This window comes from Alicyclobacillus dauci (assembly GCF_026651605.1).
Taxonomy (GTDB): domain Bacteria; phylum Bacillota; class Bacilli; order Alicyclobacillales; family Alicyclobacillaceae; genus Alicyclobacillus; species Alicyclobacillus dauci.
Genome location: NZ_CP104064.1, coordinates 4,358,066 through 4,378,830 on the forward strand (window position 1 = coordinate 4,358,066; position 20,765 = coordinate 4,378,830).

General features: G+C 46.8%; 20 protein-coding genes, 1 pseudogene and 2 riboswitches. Of the genes and pseudogenes, 5 read left to right on the forward strand and 16 right to left on the reverse strand.

The window, feature by feature from the left end; genetic code table 11:
• Window positions 1-120, reverse strand: a riboswitch (cyclic di-AMP (ydaO/yuaA leader).
• 232 nt (window positions 121-352) lie between these two features.
• The 3 genes from NZD86_RS21805 to NZD86_RS21815 all read right to left on the reverse strand — a co-directional run bounded on the left by NZD86_RS21805 (window position 353) and on the right by NZD86_RS21815 (window position 4,057).
• Window positions 353-766 carry a GtrA family protein gene (locus tag NZD86_RS21805; RefSeq protein ID WP_268044166.1) on the reverse strand — a complete coding sequence of 138 codons (414 nt, stop codon included), beginning with the start codon at window positions 764-766 and terminating at the stop codon, window positions 353-355.
• Window positions 759-1,721, reverse strand: coding sequence for a glycosyltransferase family 2 protein (locus tag NZD86_RS21810; RefSeq protein ID WP_268046998.1), 963 nt, complete (start codon window positions 1,719-1,721; stop codon window positions 759-761). The genes NZD86_RS21805 and NZD86_RS21810 overlap by 8 nt, the downstream gene beginning before the upstream one ends.
• A gap of 83 nt (window positions 1,722-1,804) precedes the next feature.
• Window positions 1,805-4,057: a glycosyltransferase family 39 protein gene (locus tag NZD86_RS21815; protein WP_268044167.1), complete on the reverse strand. Its 2,253-nt coding sequence runs from the start codon at window positions 4,055-4,057 to the stop codon at window positions 1,805-1,807.
• Between the two features lie 330 nt (window positions 4,058-4,387).
• Between NZD86_RS21815 and NZD86_RS21820 the strand changes: the two genes are divergently transcribed.
• The 3 genes from NZD86_RS21820 (at window position 4,388) to NZD86_RS21830 (ending at window position 7,314) form a co-directional block, all read left to right on the forward strand.
• Window positions 4,388-5,197 carry an SGNH/GDSL hydrolase family protein gene (locus tag NZD86_RS21820; protein ID WP_268044168.1) on the forward strand — a complete coding sequence of 270 codons (810 nt, stop codon included), beginning with the start codon at window positions 4,388-4,390 and terminating at the stop codon, window positions 5,195-5,197.
• A gap of 268 nt (window positions 5,198-5,465) precedes the next feature.
• A complete protein-coding gene (locus tag NZD86_RS21825) occupies window positions 5,466-7,088 on the forward strand; it encodes a sodium:solute symporter family protein (RefSeq protein ID WP_268044169.1) in 1,623 nt (540 codons plus the stop codon).
• Between the two features lie 22 nt (window positions 7,089-7,110).
• On the forward strand, window positions 7,111-7,314 hold the full coding sequence (locus tag NZD86_RS21830; RefSeq protein WP_268044170.1) for a hypothetical protein: 204 nt from the start codon (window positions 7,111-7,113) through the stop codon (window positions 7,312-7,314).
• Between the two features lie 73 nt (window positions 7,315-7,387).
• Here the strand turns inward: NZD86_RS21830 and NZD86_RS21835 are convergent, their stop codons facing one another.
• From NZD86_RS21835 to NZD86_RS21890, 12 genes and pseudogenes are all read right to left on the reverse strand, one after another.
• A complete protein-coding gene (locus tag NZD86_RS21835) occupies window positions 7,388-8,956 on the reverse strand; it encodes a methyl-accepting chemotaxis protein (RefSeq protein ID WP_268044171.1) in 1,569 nt (522 codons plus the stop codon).
• Complete coding sequence (locus NZD86_RS21840) at window positions 8,943-9,923, reverse strand: alpha/beta hydrolase (RefSeq protein WP_268044172.1); 981 nt, start codon at window positions 9,921-9,923, stop codon at window positions 8,943-8,945. Before NZD86_RS21840 ends, NZD86_RS21835 begins: the two co-directional genes overlap by 14 nt.
• A gap of 102 nt (window positions 9,924-10,025) precedes the next feature.
• Window positions 10,026-10,640 (reverse strand): ATP-binding protein, encoded by a 615-nt coding sequence (locus tag NZD86_RS21845; RefSeq protein WP_268044173.1) that lies wholly within the window; start codon window positions 10,638-10,640, stop codon window positions 10,026-10,028.
• 71 nt (window positions 10,641-10,711) lie between these two features.
• Window positions 10,712-11,011, reverse strand: coding sequence for a hypothetical protein (locus tag NZD86_RS21850; protein ID WP_268044174.1), 300 nt, complete (start codon window positions 11,009-11,011; stop codon window positions 10,712-10,714).
• Between the two features lie 16 nt (window positions 11,012-11,027).
• Window positions 11,028-11,756 (reverse strand): SDR family oxidoreductase, encoded by a 729-nt coding sequence (locus NZD86_RS21855; protein ID WP_268044175.1) that lies wholly within the window; start codon window positions 11,754-11,756, stop codon window positions 11,028-11,030.
• Window positions 11,757-11,763: 7 nt separating this feature from the next.
• Window positions 11,764-12,582 (reverse strand): annotated as a pseudogene (locus NZD86_RS21860) (6-carboxytetrahydropterin synthase).
• Between the two features lie 17 nt (window positions 12,583-12,599).
• Complete coding sequence (gene folE, locus NZD86_RS21865) at window positions 12,600-13,160, reverse strand: GTP cyclohydrolase I FolE (protein ID WP_268044176.1); 561 nt, start codon at window positions 13,158-13,160, stop codon at window positions 12,600-12,602.
• A gap of 73 nt (window positions 13,161-13,233) precedes the next feature.
• A riboswitch (cyclic di-GMP riboswitch) is annotated at window positions 13,234-13,309 on the reverse strand.
• A 16-nt stretch (window positions 13,310-13,325) separates the two neighbouring features.
• Window positions 13,326-13,625: an STAS domain-containing protein gene (locus tag NZD86_RS21870; protein WP_268044177.1), complete on the reverse strand. Its 300-nt coding sequence runs from the start codon at window positions 13,623-13,625 to the stop codon at window positions 13,326-13,328.
• A gap of 16 nt (window positions 13,626-13,641) precedes the next feature.
• Entirely contained in the window at window positions 13,642-15,675 is a 2,034-nt protein-coding gene (locus tag NZD86_RS21875; protein WP_268044178.1) for a FapA family protein, read from the reverse strand.
• Complete coding sequence (locus tag NZD86_RS21880; protein WP_268044179.1) at window positions 15,669-16,475, reverse strand: PP2C family protein-serine/threonine phosphatase; 807 nt, start codon at window positions 16,473-16,475, stop codon at window positions 15,669-15,671. The genes NZD86_RS21875 and NZD86_RS21880 overlap by 7 nt, the downstream gene beginning before the upstream one ends.
• A gap of 89 nt (window positions 16,476-16,564) precedes the next feature.
• Window positions 16,565-16,789, reverse strand: coding sequence for an STAS domain-containing protein (locus NZD86_RS21885; protein ID WP_268044180.1), 225 nt, complete (start codon window positions 16,787-16,789; stop codon window positions 16,565-16,567).
• 75 nt (window positions 16,790-16,864) lie between these two features.
• Entirely contained in the window at window positions 16,865-17,611 is a 747-nt protein-coding gene (locus tag NZD86_RS21890) for an EAL domain-containing protein (RefSeq protein WP_268044181.1), read from the reverse strand.
• 934 nt (window positions 17,612-18,545) lie between these two features.
• Here NZD86_RS21890 and NZD86_RS21895 point away from each other — a divergent pair.
• Both NZD86_RS21895 and NZD86_RS21900 read left to right on the forward strand, forming a co-directional pair.
• Window positions 18,546-18,707 (forward strand): response regulator transcription factor, encoded by a 162-nt coding sequence (locus NZD86_RS21895; protein WP_268046999.1) that lies wholly within the window; start codon window positions 18,546-18,548, stop codon window positions 18,705-18,707.
• A 181-nt stretch (window positions 18,708-18,888) separates the two neighbouring features.
• On the forward strand, window positions 18,889-19,065 hold the full coding sequence (locus NZD86_RS21900; RefSeq protein ID WP_268044182.1) for a hypothetical protein: 177 nt from the start codon (window positions 18,889-18,891) through the stop codon (window positions 19,063-19,065).
• Window positions 19,066-19,159: 94 nt separating this feature from the next.
• Here NZD86_RS21900 and NZD86_RS21905 read toward each other — a convergent pair whose 3' ends face one another.
• On the reverse strand, window positions 19,160-20,758 hold the full coding sequence (locus NZD86_RS21905) for a DUF4855 domain-containing protein (protein WP_268044183.1): 1,599 nt from the start codon (window positions 20,756-20,758) through the stop codon (window positions 19,160-19,162).
• Window positions 20,759-20,765 lie beyond the last annotated feature (7 nt).

Below are 20,765 nucleotides of genomic sequence, written 5' to 3' on the forward strand. Positions count from 1 at the left end.
AGCTGCTCCTTCATAGTCCTACGAGGTTAGTTGTCGGGTTTGGGAGAAGGATTCCCTACGCATGTTGCGATTCACCCCGGTAAAGCGTCCCCCGTTCTTTCGATTCGGACCACACATATCTTGTTGTTCTATATAACATTCGGTTGTAATCATGAATTTTGTGTCGGTTTTTCCAAGGTAATTTATTTCATGGATAGGACTAGTTCAACATGTTTTTTAGAAGTTTTAATGAATGTACACGAATGAAGGGCTTTTACGTCGTGTGAGCGAGGCAAACTTCTTTGAAATAGGTGCAATGGGCAGGCTCATTGCACCCGAACTGACAGACGGGGGACACCTACGTATAATCCTATTATTGTCCAGAAAAACACCAGTACTTGCTCCCAAAATAGTTCACAATCACTGTCAGCACGATGGATAATAGCTTACTATCGATGATGCGAATATCTAGTAGATGATTGAATCCGTAAATGAAGGCCAGTGATAATGAAAAGGAACACACATTCAAAACGATAAATCGATAGATTTCCCGGCCATGAAACTTGGACCTGCGCTCAAAGGTGAAGTACTTGTTCCAGACAAAGCTGTTAACAGTGCCACAGCTGTACGAAATGATGTGGGCTAGGACGTAGTTCAAGTGAAGCTCATTGTAAAACAGCACAAAGAGGAGCACATCGACCAGTGTATTCGATGCACCCACGGCGCCGAATTTTACCAATTGTAGAACTGCCAGGGGTGGGCGTGTGCCCTCTGCGTCCTCAGTCATGATTTACCTCCGTGGTGACAAATCCCTCGCGACTAGCGACCAGGTAGAGCGGTCTATCTTTGACTTCATCATAGATGCGGCCGACATATTCTCCGAGGACACCCATGCACGCGAGGATCCATCCACCTAAGATGAATGCTATAAATGTGAGGAAATCGACGCTGGATAAGGTGTGATCGAGAACGATCACCATCACCAAATACACCAACCCTGCGAAAAAGCTGACCACACCCAAGTATCCTGCCAACTTGATGGGCACGTGCGAGAATGACGTGATGGCATCCAGCGAGAGCGTCAACATTTTCTTCATCGAATACTTCGTCTCACCCGCTTGGCGACTGTCGCGAACGTATTCAACCGCTGTTTGTCGAAAACCAGACCAGCTCACCATGCCTCGGATGAACCGGTGCTTTTCCTCCATGATGGTGAGTGCGTCACAGACTTTTCTATCGATCAAACGAAAGTCGCCAGTGTCAACCGGGATTTCTACGTCGGTGAGTCGGCGGAGCACCCGGTAAAAGATCGCCGCGGTCCACTTCTTGAACAGTGTCTCTCCCTGTCGTTGCAACCGTTTGGCATAGACTACCTGGTAGCCTTGTTGCCACTTCTCCACCATGACCGGAATGAGCTCCGGAGGATCTTGTAGATCCCCGTCTATCACCACCACTGCATCCCCCACCGCGTGTTCCATGCCCGCTGTGATGGCTATCTGGTGCCCAAAGTTGCGCGAAAAGTTGATCACCTTGACATGCTGATCATTCACGCAGATTTCGTGGAGATGGCTGCCCGTTCTGTCTCGGCTGCCGTCGTTGACAAACAACAGCTCATACGTGTAATGAGCGGATTCCATCACGTTGCTAAGGCGCAGATACGTCTCTCCGATAATTTCTTGTTCGTTATAGACGGGTACAACGACTGAGATTTGCACGTGTTCATCGGCTGCACGGGAAGGCATCTTGTTCTCTGTTAACTCGGTCATTGGTGTCTGGATCACGTCATTCGACACAATCTTCCTAGCCATCAGCCATGCCTCCTATCTCATTTCGCAGTTGTCGTTCCCACATACTCATAAAGCTCTTGTGCACCGCCGCCAAACATACCAAAGCCACCTACACTGCTGCCTGATGCTGCTGTTGTCGTATTTCCCCACTCCGAATCCGGCACGAGCTTACAGTTCTTCTCGATCCAGCTGAGATTCTGTGACTGTACACTCGAACTTCCAAAGCCACCGAAACCGCCAAACCTGTTGCCACCCCCAACGCCGCCAGAATGGGAACCCGTCCTATTGCTGAAGTCGCTGAACGCGTTTCCCCTCTCGCTTCCATTGTCAGCGCCAAACACAGTTCGAGTTCGACCACCTTGATTCGCAGCTGACGATTGCGCTCTGCCTCCTGAGACGAGGAAATACTTCACCTTACCCTCTTGGGCGAGAGTTTGCAGTTGGGCTGACGTTATGGCTGGGTCAGTCCCCCGGAATCCCCCCATCGCCATGACAGGAAGTCCGGTACTGAGGATGTATGGAGCGGCTGTTGTGGCATTTTGAGTTGCAAGCAGATATCCACCCTGGTAGTGGCTTTTGAGAAAGGTGACCAGTTTCTCATTGACGTTGCCGCCATTCTGCCCAAAGCCAGCAAAGCCACCGGAATAATTGCGATTTCCATTGCTGTGAGGCAGATTCGGTCCGGCAGTCGGATTGGATCCGTTTCCCGCATATGTCAGTGTGCTATACGACCAATAGGCCGGAATCACTGCGATGCTGAAGAGAGACGCACCGAGCGCTATCCGCCGCACGAGACGTTTCCCATCCGTTACAAAAGTGAGGACCAGTGCAATCAAGGCGACGGCTGCGCCAATTCCAACGAAAACTGCGAGTGTCCCTCGCAGCGTGGAATATGACCACAGCAGATGGATTTGATATGCGGCCATACCAAGTACTACAATGACGCCACCCAGGATGACTCGCATTTTGTGATGCAAATAGTGACGTACTTCCCCAAAGCCAATGCCGACCATCGCTGCAATTGCAGGTGCCATGGTCACCATATAGTACGTATGGAGTGCCGAGACGAACGTGAAGTATAGCACCGTGGTAGCAAACCAGGCACTCCACATGGTCACAGACGGCCAGACCGTGCGGAATTCCTCCAACTTGCGGCGACGGTAGTTCAAAATCGCTAGGACAAACCCAGCAAGCCCAAGTGGCAACCACCAGCCAATCTGGGTAGCGTCACTGCCAGTAAACAATCGGAGTAGGATATTCGACTGGTTGTTCCTGCCGCCGTTGAACGAGCCATTCAGCGAGCCATGATTGAAATTCGGGAACGATCCCGATTGTCCGCCCTGACCCAATCCACCTTGACCGGTCTGGTGAATAGACTGTCCACGCGATTGGAATGCGTTTTGAGATGAACCCATACCGTTACCGTAGGTTCCCATGCCTAAGGAATTGCGGCCAAAATTATGCGTTCCACCGTTTCCGCCATGCATTCCGGACAGGTTACCGGTAACCCGTTGGATGCCATCGTACCCGAACGCCAAATTGACTTCGCTGTTAGTTTGCGTACTGCCTACCCATGGTCTGTCCTGTGCTGGTACGGCGTCCACAATGACAGACCAAGAGAAGGACACAACAGTGAGTACGCAGGCGGCAAAGAGCAGATGCAGCACTTTCGTTCGGACGTCCAGATCCCTGACAAACACGTAGCCTACAATCAGGGCTGGTAAAACCAAGAGCGCTTCAGCAAATTTAATGTTAAACCCGATGCCGAGGACCCCTGCCGCGGTGAGCAGCCAGGCAAGCCTGTATTTGCCTCCTTCCATTGCCTTCAACAGTGCCCATGCAGCGACCAACAACGCTGTAGTGAGAATGCTGTCAATGGTGTTGTTTCGGTTGGTGGCCACAGACAACGGCGTGATGGCTAACAAAAACGCGGCGATGAGGCCTGAGACATAACCGTGTTTTTTAGAAACGAGGTGGTATAGGATAACAACCGAGATCACCCCTGCTAATGCTTCAGGAGCTAAAATACTCCAGCCGTGAAATCCGAAAATCCAAGCACTGAGTGTTTGAATCCAGAAGCCAACCGGAGGTTTGTCGATTGTGATGAATCCACCGGGATCGAACGAAAGAAAGAAGAAGTTGTGGAAGCTTTGCAGCATGCTCTTCACCGCTGCGGCGTAATACGTGTTTGCGTAACCATTCTGGGACAAATTCCAGAAGTCCAGGAAGATGGATACGAGCCCAACGAGGACGAGCCATATATGTCTCGGGCGAAAACGAAGTCGATTCATCGATGTGTCACTCCAGCACCTTATAGTGGTCTTTGTGGCTTGCCTTACGAAAGCACACGTGATAACGGGGAAACGCACTTATATATCGCGTCTGGCACCTGACCAAGTGTCCAACATGACCAACACTGAAAGACGGATGTCTTTTACTTGATAAAGCGTACAGCCTGATTATTGATTTTTCATTGAATCAAAATAGATACCTACATAAACAATCACTGAAGACAAAAGGGATGCTTGTGAAAATTGGTCGAGACCCGATTCAACTGCAGGGAACGTCGTATTCAAGGCAATTTGGAAGTCTGTGGTCTATCATCGGATAGGTGAAACGGGGTGATTTCAATCAAGAAGTGGATTCGTAACGTTGCAATTGGTGGAAGCATTGCCACTGCAGCCGTCGCAGGTTTCCTCGCCGGAGAATATACCATAGGCGGAGGCTTCGTCTTACCTAGCCCAATTGCGACGGCACATGCGGCTACGTCGTTTCCGACGACGAAAACACAGGAAAAGGTCATGGTCGTAGGCGTATCAATCGCCCATGGGTGGAAGGATCCGAACGACGACAGTTATTTAAAACGTGCCTTTCAATTGCTATCAGACAGCACCAATATGACTTATCAATATGTGAATAAGACGATTGTCGGCGGATCGGCGATGAACGTGCCCAAATCTGAATATGAAAGTTGGCTGAGTACGGTCAAGCCGCAACTTGTTGTCCTATCTTGGGGATTTTTAAATGATGCCTCCAAGAATGTGTCTCCGATAGCCGTTCACCAGGCGATATTAAACGAAATTTCCGAAGCGCTGGCTGTTCACGCGGTCGTACTCGTCGTATCGCCCCCGGTGACAAAGGCATCAGAAACAGGCTACCAGACATTGACGAACAGGTATGTCTCTGAGGAATTTTCGGCAGCAAAGTCCTTGCATAATCCAAACGTCTACACCCTGGACGTATTAAACCAGATGCGCTCTTATTTGAAGGCTCACAACCAGACATGGCAACCATATTTCGGTGACTCGTGGCATCCAAACCAGGTAGGATACCAACTGGCGGGATCTCTGTTGTACAACGATCTCATTGAAACGTTTGACCAATCCCCTATTCAAGTGAAAACCACAGGAAGTTTACACAACCACATGTAGGTCATAAAGCTCAGTCAAATGAAGCGGTCGGAAGACAAATAAACGCGCCCCAACAATTGGTGGCGCTTCCCTGTATGATGGTTTCCGACCAGCATCATGCTATTATCATTTTTTCTCATGCACCGATCAAAAGTTGACACATAATGAGAGTGTTCTATAATTTGAAACCGACGATGACTTTGTATACTGAATCCACCCGTGAAAACGGTTCAGGAAAACGGTTAAGTGATGGATTCGGAAAGTCTGAGGCACAACATGATCGACGGAGGTGCACTCATTGCATGCCTTATTTCACGCAAACGGCGTTGACTACAGTATTATCGCTATCTATTTTGTGTTCGTAATTGGCGTAGGGTTCATTCTGAAGAACCGCGTCCGAACAGGGGAGGATTTCTTTCTATCCGGTCGTTCGATTCCCGGGTGGATTACCGGTTTAGCCTTCCTGTCCGCGAATCTGGGTGCCCTTGAAATCATGGGTATGACCGCGAGCGGTGCTGAGTACGGGTGGATGACCACGCACTTTTACTGGATTGGCGCAATTCCGGCTATGTTGTTTCTCGGCCTCTATATGATGCCTTTCTACTATGTTTCAAAAGTTCGATCCGTTCCGGAATACCTAAAACTTCGCTTTAATGAAGCAACTCGCGGTGTCAATGCCGTTTCGTTTGCCGTGATGACAGTTCTCACATCCGGTATCAGCCTGTATTCTATGGCGTTGATCTTTCAAGTCCTCATTGGTTGGTCACTCACCATAAGTATCCTGGTATCAGCGGTTGTCGTACTGGTGTACGTGACGCTGGGTGGGCTAACCTCTTCCATTTATAATGAGGTTGTGCAGTTCTTCTTAATTTGGGCTGGCCTGTTGCCGATTCCGCTCATCGGCATGCATCAACTCGGTGGGTGGAACGGAATGATGAATCGCCTCCCAGCAGGTTTTGGACATCTCTGGTCCAATCTGGGTAGCCCTTCGAACAACCCTATGGGCATTGGCTGGCTTGGTGTTGTTCTTGGGTTAGGATTCGTTTTGTCGTTTGGTTACTGGACGACTGACTTTCTTGTCGTTCAACGCACACTCGCTGCACGCAATCTTCGTGCGGCACAGAACACGCCGATTTACGCAGCGTTTTTCAAGATGATCGTGCCCATTCTCGTGATCATTCCGGGTCTTATCGCACTTGCTGTTTTCCCGAAAATCGGACATACATCTGGAATGAGCTATAACTTGGCGTTACCGCTTTTGATTTCGAAGTATTACCCACCCGGTATGATGGGACTCGGGCTCACCGCAATGCTTGCTAGTTTTATGAGTGGTATGGCCGGTAACATCACTGCCTTTACGACAGTTTGGACATACGACATCTACCAAGCGTATATGCATAAAGACGCAAGCGACAAGCATTATATCTCAATGGGTCGTTGGGCTGTTCTTGGTGGTGTGGTCATCAGTATCGGAACCGCGTACTTTGCTGCAGGGTTCCCGAGCGTCATGGACTACATGCAAACCCTCTTCTCCTTCTTTAACGCGCCGCTGTTCGGTACGTTCCTCTTGGGAATGTTCTGGAAGAGAACGACAGCTTGGGGCGGATTCTGGGGTCTTATCTCCGGTATTGTCGGTGCATTTCTCTTGTATTACCTCGTACCGGCGCATGTGTTCTCGAGCCCAGATGCGGGCAACTTCTGGCGAGCATGGTGGGCATGGGTTATCACCGTCGTCATTACGGTCCTCGTAAGTTTGATCACAAAACGCAAGTCAGAGGAAGAACTGAAAGGAATTGTGTTTGGTCTCAGCAACCGGCCAAACTATACAGGTTTTCCTTGGTATAAACGCCCTGGGTACCTGGCCGCTATCGCATTTATCATTCTCGTTGTTCTAAACATCATATTCTGGTAAGCATGGATGGGGGTACGATAAAATGAATCGACTGACTGATTTACGCTTTCTCATTGGAATCCTGTTTTCCGTATATGGAGTGATTCTCGCAATTTATGGGCTTGCGAGTCATCCAAGCACGCAGACAGTCCAGTGGAATATTGACCTATGGTGGGGGCTTCTCAGTCTCGTATTCGGACTTGCGTTCATCGTCTGGTCGAACGTACCTGAGAAGGATGAAGACTGAGCATTATATATTGAAGAAGGAAATGGGTGAAGGTATGTACCGTACCCTCACCCCTTTCCAATTAACGTTCCTTTTAGAGCTTAAAGTCGGACAAATTCTGACGTAGGCTGTTTGCAATTTCTGATAGCTGACTGGACTCGTCATGAAGAGATTTAAGTAGATCAGACAATGTGAGTGTCATATCCGTTGTAGCCTCAGTACGTTCCCTCACCAAGGTCCTGATTTGTTCCATATTCGCCAACAATGGACCATTTTTTTCTTTGAATTCCTCCGGCAGTGCTGATTCCATTTGATCTAGGAAATAAATAAACTCATCCGCCGCGGCTCGCCCATCCGTTGTCTCCTTCATAGACATTGTGTACACTTTCCCCATCGTTTTACTAGCGTCGGATTCCAGTAGAACAGACAATCGTTGCGTTTTTTTAGCTTGCTCCCCAGTATCCGTTAATACCGCCTGTAATGTTTCCACCATTCGGTTCGTGCTTTCTGAGAGCTCGCTTAGTTCCCCGCCATTTTTCACGTCGCTTCGTACTGTAAAATCCTTGGTTTCCAGGAGCTTAATTTGAGACTTGATCTTTTGGATGTTTTCATAGATTCGATTAAAAAACCGAGCTGTCGTCATAAAGAGGGCAATCAAACCAACAAGACCGAAGAGAATCAGTATGATCGATAGACGATAAATCGGTTGACTCAATTTGTCATAGTTCAATGCCACATACAAGACTTGTCCATTGTCGATCGGAATGAACATCTTGTACACTTTACGACCATCTTCCCGTTTGGCATACGTTACTTCGTGAGGATCCGTTACCATGGCCTTGAGGAGATTTACGTCCTGCGAATCCTTATATGCATAACTGCCATAAACAACTTGTTTTCGAGGAGGATAGATTTTCGTCTCCAGGCTAGGATCGGCAAAAACTTGTGGATCTAAGACCGCCATCTCTTCGATGTCTGGGTTTGACTGTTTCATCTTTGCGATCCATTCATCCGGACCCACGGATTTGGTGAATTGATATATCTCATTCGCTTGAATATATGGATCGATGATATAAGAGCTGCCCGGCACATGGTAATATGCATATTTAAAGAAAGAAGGCTTATCCTGGTGAGAAGCTGACTGCGCGATTGGAAGTACGACAAGATTGGGCTCCGAATAGGTCGCTCCGGGCATGGCCACTTTGTCGCCACGAAGCAACGCTTCGCCGAGTGGTAGAAAGCCCACTTTCTTAAAACTGAATCCAACCTCTGCGGGATCAGTCGACTGGACACCGATAATATCGTTACCTTGTTGTGCAAATATGGTGACGCCTGCTAGTCCCAAATCATCACTGATGTTTTGAAGTTCACCCTTGGATATTCCATTTACTTGTTGTCCTTTTAATAGCAAGGCGATTTGTTTCGCGTACAAAGCCATTCTAAGATCAAATTGATGTTCCAAACTATCGGATGCCAACTTTGATGACCCTATACTCATCCGAATTCCTTGAGATACCAAATTAGCCTGATCGTTTATTTGACCAGTAACGTGTTGGTTCATAGAGTATATTTGAATGGCCCCTGATAACACTCCGATGACCAGCAATACGGACAACATGGTACGTAAGAAGTATGTGCGTAACGAGACATTAGATTTGAACATCACTGTACACCCCCGGTTTGAAAATGCGGTCCTCGTTATACCACTCGATAGCCAACTCCCTGATCTCTCGGAGCTTGTAATTGCAACAGTGCATTTCCTCTTCATATTCAATTAGTCGACTACCCTCTGGGAGCATTTCGTATAGATGGTAGATATCAGAACGCTTCACCATACGATCTCGCCCCCCATGAAAGAGGAATACAGGATTCCGATAGTGTAATTTTTCAAAATCAGGAAATGGGTCCTTATCATCACCGTGTATACAGTTCATGCGTTCATTGAAATAGTCAGGCATGGACATACGTTGTCTATCAAAGGCGGGACTGACTGCAACAGCTTTGGAGATATTAGGGTGACAACTCCCATAAATCACCCAGGATGCACCAAAACTCGTTCCAAATATGAATGCTGGAATCGTTGGAAAATGTTCTACAGTGTACTCGATTAGTTTGTTTACAAATTCTGACCAGTTCTTGTATGTTGCCTTTAATCCGTTGGTTACATAAGTTTCACCTTGACCAGGTCCATCAAAACTAATTGTGACATAGTGGGCATCAAGAAAATCTTTTTCATACGTAAACAATTCTTCCTTCGAAGAATCAATCGGGTTGATGATAATGACGCATCCCCTAGGCTCTGATGGTATTCGGATACGCCCTATACATTGATTGTCGTCAATATCCAATTTTACGTAGCGTGTCTCAATGTCTGAGAGCATGTCTGCTCGTCGGAACGCGTCCCTGCTCAAATGAAAAAGGTGTTGCTTTTGACTACATCGTTCTGGAAATATCCATTGAGCAAGGTTGTAATAAAGTCCTGCAGTTCGCAAGGTCAATTCTGCATCGCCCACCAACCCTTTGCGTTGGTGCGTTTCGGCCACCTCTATCTTTGCCTGTGCTAATTCACTCCAGTTGTTAATCTTCGAGACGTGCCAAGCGAGGGCGCAATGCGGCAAGTTCATTTTCATCAACGCCATGCTCTAGCCATCGTTCCCAAAATCCATCTATTAATGATGCTGTTCGAATCGTCCTTGCTATTGTCGTTGCAATCCTGTCACCCATACCGCAACTCATTCCTTATCCTGTTTCTCGTTAAACACAAGGATGATAGTCGACCCCTGTGGACTTGTTGACAGCACAACTTGATCACTCATTTTCATCATCAAGTTGAAGCCTTGCCCCAGTGATTTCTTAGTAGAATATCCAGCGAGCAAAGTAGTATTTGGCAGGTCAGGAATAGAAAAGCCCGGTCCTGTATCCTGAATGACCGCCCTCACGCTCTGTCCATCCTCAACCAATATCATTTTTCCGTACTCAGCGTGCTTCAAGATATTCGTAACAGCTTCGCTGATCACAAGTAGACGCCCCATGATGTTGGTGGGTTCGTATCCTAAGTCGAGAAACACTTGGTTGGCTCTTTCCCGACATTTCGTGATGTCCGTCCGCTCTTTTACCTCCACCTCCAGACGTATATTCCCTTGCATGTACGAGTCCACTTCCTGCTCGGTAATCAGTAGGAATTTTCTTTGAGTCGCGGCATAAATGACATCACGATACACTTGCCAAATCCGTCGGTCCCAATCATCGTCTTTCGCTCTGGTATCTGAAGCGGAGTCTGTACTGAGGCTACTAATGTTGTCGTCCTGAAGGATATGTTGTTGTGCCTCGGTCGGGGGTAGATGCACAGCACGGTATTCCGCTGCTACCTCTTCTAAGCATTTCTGCAGCCTCGGTGTAACCGTGTTGTCTGAACCGTCTATGAAGCGCTATTATCCCTGACGTCCCATCGAACCAAGTGATCAGCAAAATATAGGATGTGATCAACGTCATTTTCACGGCTTTTATTAGGCTGATATGAAAATGCCGTGTAAAACAGTAAATCCGTTTCCTCTGCTTCTAAAGTGAGGAGTTGACCAACGCGCCTAGCAATCCAACCAATTAATGCTCTCTGCTGAGCATCGTTTTTTGTGAAATGATTAGGAAGTGGTGGGAACACAACCCGTCTTTGGTTGTCATTAACCGCAGGGCGAAACATTTTATCCAGAAAATGCTTCACAGGACTCATCCCCCTTCTACAAGATTCCCAAAGGAGGCATGATCGTAATTTCATCTATAAAAGTTCCGTCATGCGCTGACAGTAGATAGACGATGTGACGTGCCAAGGTGCTTGTGGGCATCATGGATGATACATCTGGTTTCGGATCGATTCCATCCCAGAATGAACTATTTACAGCGCCCGGCAGAACAGCTGTCACCTGAACACCCTCAGAGCGAAGTTCCTGCTGTAAGACTCGAGTAAGTCCCAAGACACCGAACTTCGAAGCCGAGTACCCGCCTCCGCCTGGTAACGCGACCGTCCCAGCAATTGAAACAATATTTAAGATCTGTCCATGCCCCTGTTGAACCATCTGGGGACCGAAATACTTACAAGCGAGAAACGTTCCCTTGAGATTAACGGAAATCATTTCATCGAAATCTGCGGTAGGTAAATCTAAGAGACTGGCGAATGTTCCAATTCCAGCACTATTGATGAGTACATCAACTGTACCAAATTCATTTATAGCTACATCAGCGAAATTGCGGACTGATCCTTCGTCCGTGACGTCCAAGTATACTGGCAAGGCGCGGCCGCCTACTGCTTCAACTCTTGTTGCCAGCTTGGCTAGGCCGATTTCATTGCGACTGCCAAGGATGAGGTTTGCTCCTAATGTCCCTAGTAAATCAGCCGTTTCTCTTCCAATGCCTCTGCTAGCACCCGTGATGGCGATGGTTTTCCCCTTCAATGAGCCAAATTGAATCATGAGGCTTTTACTCCTTTAGCTGGCCGTAGTACTCAAAGTAATTCTTCTCAGTTTCCCAAAGCCCGATTTTATATAGATTTGGAATGTGATCACGAAGCATGTTCCATATGACCATTGCAACCACCTCAGAAGTTGGATTTAGATCCGCAAACTCGTCAGTATCTAAGTTGAGGTGTTTATGATCGAACTTCTCCATGACGATTCATTCAACCACTTCATCCAAGTCTGCTAAGTTAACAACCATACCGGTAACTGGATCTAACTCGCCACTTACCGTTACCTCGAGACGGTAATTATGACCGTGACCGTGTGGATTGTTACACTTCCCGAAAATCTTTTGATTTTCCTCATCTGTCAAATGATCACTATGCAAACGGTGAGCCGCACTGAAGTGATACTTCTTCGTCAGTTGAATCATGGAGCCTCTCTCCTTTTCCGAGTATAGGAAGGAATTTTCGTGCAAGCGGATTTTATACAGTTCACAGTTTGGAAAAGCACCGTCTAATGCATCCCAAATGTAATTTAATAAACTCTCCGTCGTCGGAATTTTGTCACGAAAATACTGGTTTTCACGATTTAAAAATTTCCCGTCGAGTTCGCTGTGAACAAACTTTTTAGTGATTCTGTCAATGTCCACAATGTTCACCACGATTCCCGACGTCTCATCGAGCTCCCCGCCAACCATGACTTCTAACGTGTAATCGTGGCCATGTCCATTTGGGTTGCTGCACAGGCCGAATACTCGGCGATTTTCTTCCTCACTCCAAGTGGCAATTCTGTATACATGAGTAGCGGAAAAATCAACTCTCCGGGATATGTAGATCATTTCTGTCGCCACCTCACTTACTTCCTTAAAAGAGCTTGTTCGAACTCTTGGACCAACGAAATGTTTTCGGTAAAAACACCCTTCTTCACAGTGGTGACGGTAGCACTGCCCGGTTTTTTAACCCCGCGTGCACACATGCAAAGGTGGGTACCATCCACTGTGACGATAACCCCTTGAGGCTTTAAGACATTCATCACTGCATCGGCAATCTGCTGTGACATGCGTTCTTGAACTTGCGGACGCTTCGACACGAGTTCAACCAATCGAGCGAACTTGCTTAATCCAATAACGCGACCATTCGGGATGTAACCAATGTGGGCCGCACCAAAGAATGGAATCAGGTGGTGTTCGCAAAACGTGTAGTACTTGATGTCTTTCACGACAACCATACCCTCATACTTCTCCTCAAACGTGGTGGTCAGTGCTGACTCGGGATCTATTCCGACCCCTGAGAAGACTTCACCGTACATCCTTGCAACTCTTTGTGGTGTGTCCAATAGACCTTCACGATTTGGGTCTTCACCGATCAATTCAAGAATGGCACGAATATGCTCGGTTAGCGTTTCCTGTTTGCTCATCGATCCTAACAATGCAAATCTCTCCTTAAACAAAAAGCATCCACCCGAAAGGTGGACTTGATGTCGTTCCTCTTTCGGCAACCCGGCCGCCATAGCGATGGCCCGTGGCTTTGTGCCCCCGTCTTTCGGCGGGTTTACGATTTACAGAAGGTATGAATTTTGTTATTACTTGACCAGATCCTCGAGTCCAATAATGGTGAAGACTTCTTGTATCTCCTCACTGACGTTGGTCAGTCTGTAACGAATATCACTCCCTTCTAATGATTGGATTAGATTTACTATCGAGCCAATACCAGTTGAATCTATGAACTCGACATCTTCAAAGTCAATCTCTACCGTATCCCCTTCTGTAAACTCGGTTTTTGAGAACTCATCTTCCAAGGTATCGACCCCATTCATATCCAGGGATCCCGTCAGGGCAAATTGTATGGTTTCATTGTCACGGCTTGTTTGTACCCGAAACATGGTGTCATCCTTCTTTCTATCTTAGAACCAAGTCCCCACGATCACTGAGGCGAGCGTTCACGGCCTTTTCCTCACTGACAAGCTTCATCGCGGTACCTGATATGCTAATAGTGGTATCCGTCCCGACAAACTCTGCTGTAACATAGCCTTTATTACTAGCTACTTGAACGTCCGTTCTGCTTCCGCGCTGTGATCCAATTTCAATCGCTTCAATAAATTGTCCAGCCTGAACACTGCCGCCCCGTAAAGTTCCGTCAACGTGCAGTCCCCCTTTGCAGTGAATTCTTGAACCATAAGCGAACCGTTCTACGATCACGTCCCAAGCAGACTCGATTGAACTGCTCGTCAGGCTCTGTACTTGAATATTCATCTTCTTAGTAGAGTCGTATTCAATGGAACTGATGACCGAATCCATAAAATCGGCAAACGATTGAAGCTGTTGTATGTTGGATGCCAACGGGTGAAAATAAAGAAACGCTCCTTCTAAGAAGTCCACAACTTTATGCACGTCCGGACCAAAACTATTTTTTTGCCCTTTCACCTTGTCACGAACTTCTTTGATACGATCCGGCAAGCCTTTGAACTTCATTTCCGTCAGTAATTTAAGTAATGGTTGCAATCCCTTACCCGCCAGATCCCCTCTAGAAAAAGCTGGATTTCTTTCAAGTTGTCTCGCGGCGACAATTAATTCGGTTAAATTCTGGTTAATCAATTTGAAACTTGGGAGTATCTGTTGCCATAGTAGACCTGTGTGCCCACAAATGATTTCCGATCCGATTACAGGCCCGGTTATTACAGCATCTCCATTGGTGATTATGGTTGCATTCGTAACAATGCCTGTCACATGCAAATTCCCACCAGATTCAACTGTCATGCCTTCGTCAATGTTCCCCAAAATATAAACGTCGCCACGAAAACGGATGTTCCCCGTTTCGGGATTGACGCTTCCGTTATGTACATATTGGGGTAATATACTGAAACAGAGCGTATTTCGAGAACGTTCCTGCATTTTGATCCGACCTGCTATCGTTGCAACCACACTTTGGTCGTCACCGTATAAGACGGTACCTTCTCCTGTGACGATAGTTAGTTCACTGACTGGTGGAGCCGGAATTTCCTGATTCAAAACGTTTTTTCCACTCACACCAGGTTTGGCCGGTATAGGGCGACCAACCACTTCTCCCGCTTTAACATTCGGTAAGCTAAATCGCTCTTTCCAATCAATTTTGTCTGACAGAGTGAATTGGTCGCGTTGATCGTTCTTCTCTTTAGAAACTAGTTCAAACAGACCATCCTGACCGGGAGTCGGTTCAAGACCCCTTGCAACGATATAGGTCGAGGGTTCCTGCGCTTCACAAGCGAGCTTAATTTGCTCGTGATCAAAACCGTACTTTACTCCTGACTTTGTCAGCTTTTCATAGAGGAGAAGTTGGGTTACATCATTTTGTACGTGTTTTGATTCCGTAACTTCCAGGGATATTTGGCTGCTCGGCGGCTGCTCCCTGAGACGTCTTGTGAGACGATACCCTGGAATGATCTCCAATACCACTTGCATTTTGTCTTCGGAAATGGAGATGTTAACCTGCGACGGTACATGTTCATCTTGGAGTTCAACCTCTATCTGATCCGCTTCCGTTACGATTGAGGTCCCCGTTACGACATGCCCATTAACGCGTAAAACCATATCCTCAGACGGCGTCAATAGGGCATAATTGTAGGAACCGTTTTTACAGTGAACCTGTCCGTCTCGTACCCAGACCGCTGCCTCAGTTGTAGATTGGCGAAGCTCTGTTTCCGTGCTCGCGACCTCTTCCGACTGCTTGAAGGCAATTGACTGTGACTCGGAAGCAGTTTGTGGCAGGCCGGCCTCTTCCGATAGACTTTTCTTCACACTTGCCTGAATGACAGCTGGACGTGGCCAAAGTCTTGTGCGGCTCCCCTTGTAGATAACCTCATAATCTATGGCATCATCGGGGACATTCAGTTGTATAGCCGCTTGGTGAACAGCTTCTTGAATCGTTTTCCCACGAGTGATGATGGCCCCTAACATACCGGCACGCTTCCCTCCATGCGGCGAACAGCCACAATCGTCACATCATCGCGTCGGACTGCCTGCGAAAAACGTCGGACATCGTCCGTGATGCGGTGTATTAATTCGTCTAAATCGAAGGATCTATGTTCCTCAATAGAATGTTGTAGCCTCTCATATCCATATTGGTTTTTATCCACATCCATTGCTTCAAGAATCCCATCGGTACATAAAACAAGTAAGTCACCGGGGCAAAATGTGACTGAAAAATCACGATACTTCCTATCCCGTAGTAGACCAATAACCGTCCCTTTCGTTTCAAGTCTAACAGCGACATTCTCATTTTTTTTAATGAAAATCGGACTGGGATGCCCTGCCGAGGTATACATAAACTGGCCGGAGTCAACATCAAACAGTCCACAAAACAATGTTGAAAACGCTCGTAGTCGACTCATATCTTTCAACAAAATGTTGTTCAAGTTCTCTACAAGTGAACTTGGAGTTTCGCTATACCTTGTCAGGACACGAACCGTAGAACGCACCATAACCATTAAAAGAGAAGCAGGGATCCCCTTACCCATGACATCACCGATGAATATCCAATAACGACCGTTCTTTTCGTCGTAGATAAAGTCGTAGTAATCCCCACTCAGTCGATAAGCTGGCAGCGACATGCCGATGCAGGACAACTCATCACAAACCGGCACATCATCATCTAGTAGTATTTTTTGAATGGTTTCGGCCGCCTGAACTTCATCCGCAGTGCTTTCTGTTGATTCCAAGTACTTTTCAAAGAGATGTTGAAGTTCATTGGTTCTCATGAACTACCTCCCGTTCAGTTCGTACAAAATGTCGGAGACACCCATTTCGTCTAGAACTTCTTGTATATACTGCGGAACGGAAGTGATCGTTACTTTGCCCCTGTATCTGCCAGCTCCATAACTGAACGAAGTATCAAACCAACCCCGGTAGAATCAATAAAGCCAATCCCGCTAAAGTCTAGCGATATTGCTGTATGCCGATACTCGTCGATGACCTCTAAAACCTTATCGACAGTGGAAAAGTCCACTTCACCCACCACTTTAACGACAATTGATTCTGCCGAGTTGTTTTCAACCTCTACTGATAGACTCATGACGAACCCCCCCGAGTTAATTATCTACTGTCTCTGTATCCATAGTCGTGTACGACGTTGACGTATGCTTTTAGCCTAGGCCACAGGGGTCTTTTCCAGAGGATTAACCCCACCTAAGAAATACCCTTGACCTAGGTGTACGCCGATGCTCTTAGCCGTTTCGAAATCTTCGGCACTTTCAATCCCTTCCAGGACCAACTGAGCATCGCCGCCGTCGCAATATCCTACGAATAGCGAGACCATTTTCTGCTTATTCATTGAGCGGGAAAGATTTATTGAGAAATAGCGATCCAACTTTATAAAATCAGGTTCCAATTCCAAGACCCTCTGCAAGGAAAACGCACCTTTGCCCACGTCGTCAATTGCGATACGAAGGTCGTAGTCATGTAGAACATGAATTACTTCTTTAAGAGCTGACATATCAGGAATGTGTTCAGACTCAACAATTTCAAAGACAATCCTGTTTCGTAGTGTGCTGTTGACGGTCATCATGGTGTCTACCAAGGAAAAAAATGACGGATTTAATAGAGTTGAGGGAAAGATATTTAAAAACAGCCGCGAGCTGTGTTCTGCATGTTCTGATGAACCGAATGCCAACAAAGCCGTTTGAATCGATGCCGTGTCTAACTGATACAAGCTGTTTGCCCGTGATGCCAACTTGAACAGCTTCTCCGGATCCTGAAGGAATTTACAACGGGTAAGCGCCTCATACCCGAATATGCCGCGATTTTTCATCTCAAAAAGCGGTTGATAGAAATGCTGAACCAATTTGTTTTTAATAACGTACTGTATTCTCGTATTCGCCACAATTTTCTTAAGCACAAAAACATCCCCTGTGTGCCTCAAGCGTTTTATCCGTACGGCCTACGTTCGGATGCGCTACACTTGTTGTGTTGTTCCTTATCTACTCCAGCGCCCACACCATACTTAATTCGCTCAAGGTCAGTAAGGGGAATCAACGGTCGAAAGTGGTCTTTTTGACCCAACCAGTTGAATCACTCAGGGTAGCGACAATCAATCATTCGTTGATTTGTGTTTTTACATTGGTGTTACCAAATCGAGACGAGTTTAACATTATTTTTAATTCGATGATATCCTACAAAATAGGTGCTTTTTCGGCAGTGTACGACATCATTCGACAAGGAGTAATACTTTTTTCATTCATTTGGCTACCATTTGACCAACTATTACACCAAAATTGCATCTGAATTGCACATTTTAGCCATACTGATCGTTGTACAAATGCCTTATACTCCTTTGTTGATGATGAAAGGGTGGTGTCGGTAATGGACGAAATCATGGAGATCATCAGATACGCCCTCGACATGCTTTGTTGCCGATGGAACCAATCGGGATATGTTGTTGACAAAAACGGAGAGGTACTTGTAAGAGTAAAGGGCAACGTACTAAGTGACAATAATTATGAAAGATTGGGAGATAGATACCGAGAACGGTTCTTAGCATTAATTGAGTGTTTCGGTACAGTGCAAAATCCACAAATTATATCGAGTAAAGTGACCTTTTTCCCTAATATGATTATTTGTCCCTTATGCGATAATCAGTTCTACTTAATCTGGGGTATTACATTGATGACTCATCAATCGAATTTGTCAACGACCGGGATCTGTGCGAAAAAACGCCAAAGTTGTGTTTGGAAGATCAACATAAATTGTTGAACGATATTACACACACAAAAAAACTAGTAGAACGATTGATATCTTCAAACCCGCCCCGTGATTACGATGTCGATCACAGCGTGTTGTCCACAAGGGAACGTCAAATTCTTGATCTCGTTCGCGCTGGAAGGACCAATGGAGAGATCGCACGAGAATTGTTCATCAGCGAGAATACAGTGAAAAGCCATCTATCGAGGTTATTTAAGAAGTTAGGAGTTAATCGTCGACGGGATTTAAGATGAAGCACATGAATGAAAGCGATTTCTTTATATGGAAATAACTTGCTTTTGGCCGCATTGACGAGTTGGCCCCTACTCAGGTTAACTTGGGTACTCTCACCGCAATGTGAAAATACCAACTTCATACCCCATATATCCTCATTGTCTCTCTGTAGACAACTAGGATGGAAATCAGGGGCGGCCTGTGAATGTCGTCAAACTGAACGGCGTGGTGTACGTGAACAAGGTTCCTTTTATCGATGGTACGAAGGAACTCATTCGCTTTATCTTCTGCCTTGCTTCGTGCATCATCGTAGAAAACTTGAACCTGAGTAATTTGACGGCGCATACAGATCACCCCTACAGCTACCATATGCTGTAGGGGACAAATTCTTTACTATAGACCTGCCTTTATAGAGATTATTGATTTATTCACGTAACCCTAAAGCGCCGCCGACGCTGTTCCGGTTCACACATCAATGCATGATAAACGCAGCCGTCTCATCATAAATAGACCGCTGGGACGGATCGCCTGACTGCTCGGCGTCCAACAACAGCTTTGAACCGTCGTAAAATGCGTAGGACACGTTGCCCGAATCGAATCCGTCGGTGCTCAACTGATTGAGAAACGTTTGATATAGGGATCGCGTGGGAGCATCCAATCCCGTCAACTCGATCTCGACACCCATTCCATGACTCTTCGCAAGTGTCTCCGCGTTGCGGATCCGATTGACGTCCGCGTTCTCGCCTTGCTCAATGTAATTTGGCTGTATCCACGCCGCATCTAAGCCGAGTGACTGCCATTGTGTGCCCCCGGGTGCACTGTAATAGGGAATCCAAAGGAGCGGTAATCCGTGGTTGTGAGCCAATGTCTCAGCGTCTTGAAACATTTGTTGTTCACCCGGCTTGTTGAAACTATACTGCTCGTGGTTCCAATAGAGACCGACCAACTGCAGGTTTTGGTAATTAGCCGATTGCCAGCGGCTGAGTACAGTGTCCACATACCAAGTCATGGCGGTGTTTCTCGCTTCCACAGCATTTGGATCGGCTGGTGTACCGATAAAGTTCAAGGGTTGTCCGTTCACCATTCCGAAATTCCACATCCCATATGGAAAGTAGGGAATGGACAGGATCACTTTCTCTTGATACCCTGGCCGATTCAGTGACTGGTTGGTCATTCCGACAGCGTCGTTCAATGCGCTGAGTTCCTGGCCATTTGCAAACAGATCGTCTAAGTACGCATTCCAACTGTCCACTGTGTTCTGGACATTGGCAAATGGAGCAAACAGCATCGTGTCAAACAACGGACCAACGGCCTGTCCCGTGGAATTGATGTATTCGAGCATCGGTTCAAAGTCGCCCGTGAACCACGTTCCAAGTGGTCCGTAACTCCCGGTCGGAACCATCAGCATATTCTTGATACCATGGGCGTTCGGAGAGTTGGGCGCCAATGCACCGAAGGATGTGCTGCCACTTGAGGCCGGTGAAACGACAGGTGAAGTAGGGACAGTACCCGTTTCCGTCGTACTTCCCGTGACGTCCAACCCCCGCGCAAAGACAAACACATTCACCGGGAAGTTCAAGCGAATTTGCGATGTTTCCACGCCAGTACTGCTGTCGAATTGAAAAACTTCTGTAGTCTTCGAAGAGTTACTAGTTGATATACTGGTGTCTTGCGTTTCTAGTGAAATCCACTGTCCATTTTCATAGACTTCAAATTGCACATGGTTTGGATAATAAATTCCCTGACTTGGATCTTGTTCCATCGTGATCTGGATGTGTTGTACATCCACTGGATCGGCGAACTGAACCGTGATGTCTCTGCCGCCCTGATGGCAAAATCCAGTCCAAGCCAGTAAGTCCGTTATTGGATGCAACTGATACTTGCGTTCGGCTTTGGCAAACGTCAAATCGGACAGGCCTGTGACAGAGGTGGAGATAGTCCCCAAGCTCGTCAGGTCCTGTGTCGTGGTGGGCGGGATCGCATCCGCATGAACCACAGGCAGCCCGCCAAGAAGCCCCATGCAACCCAAAGCAAGTGTAGCCGTTAGTGGTACAAAATATTTCTTCTTCATGTTTCCT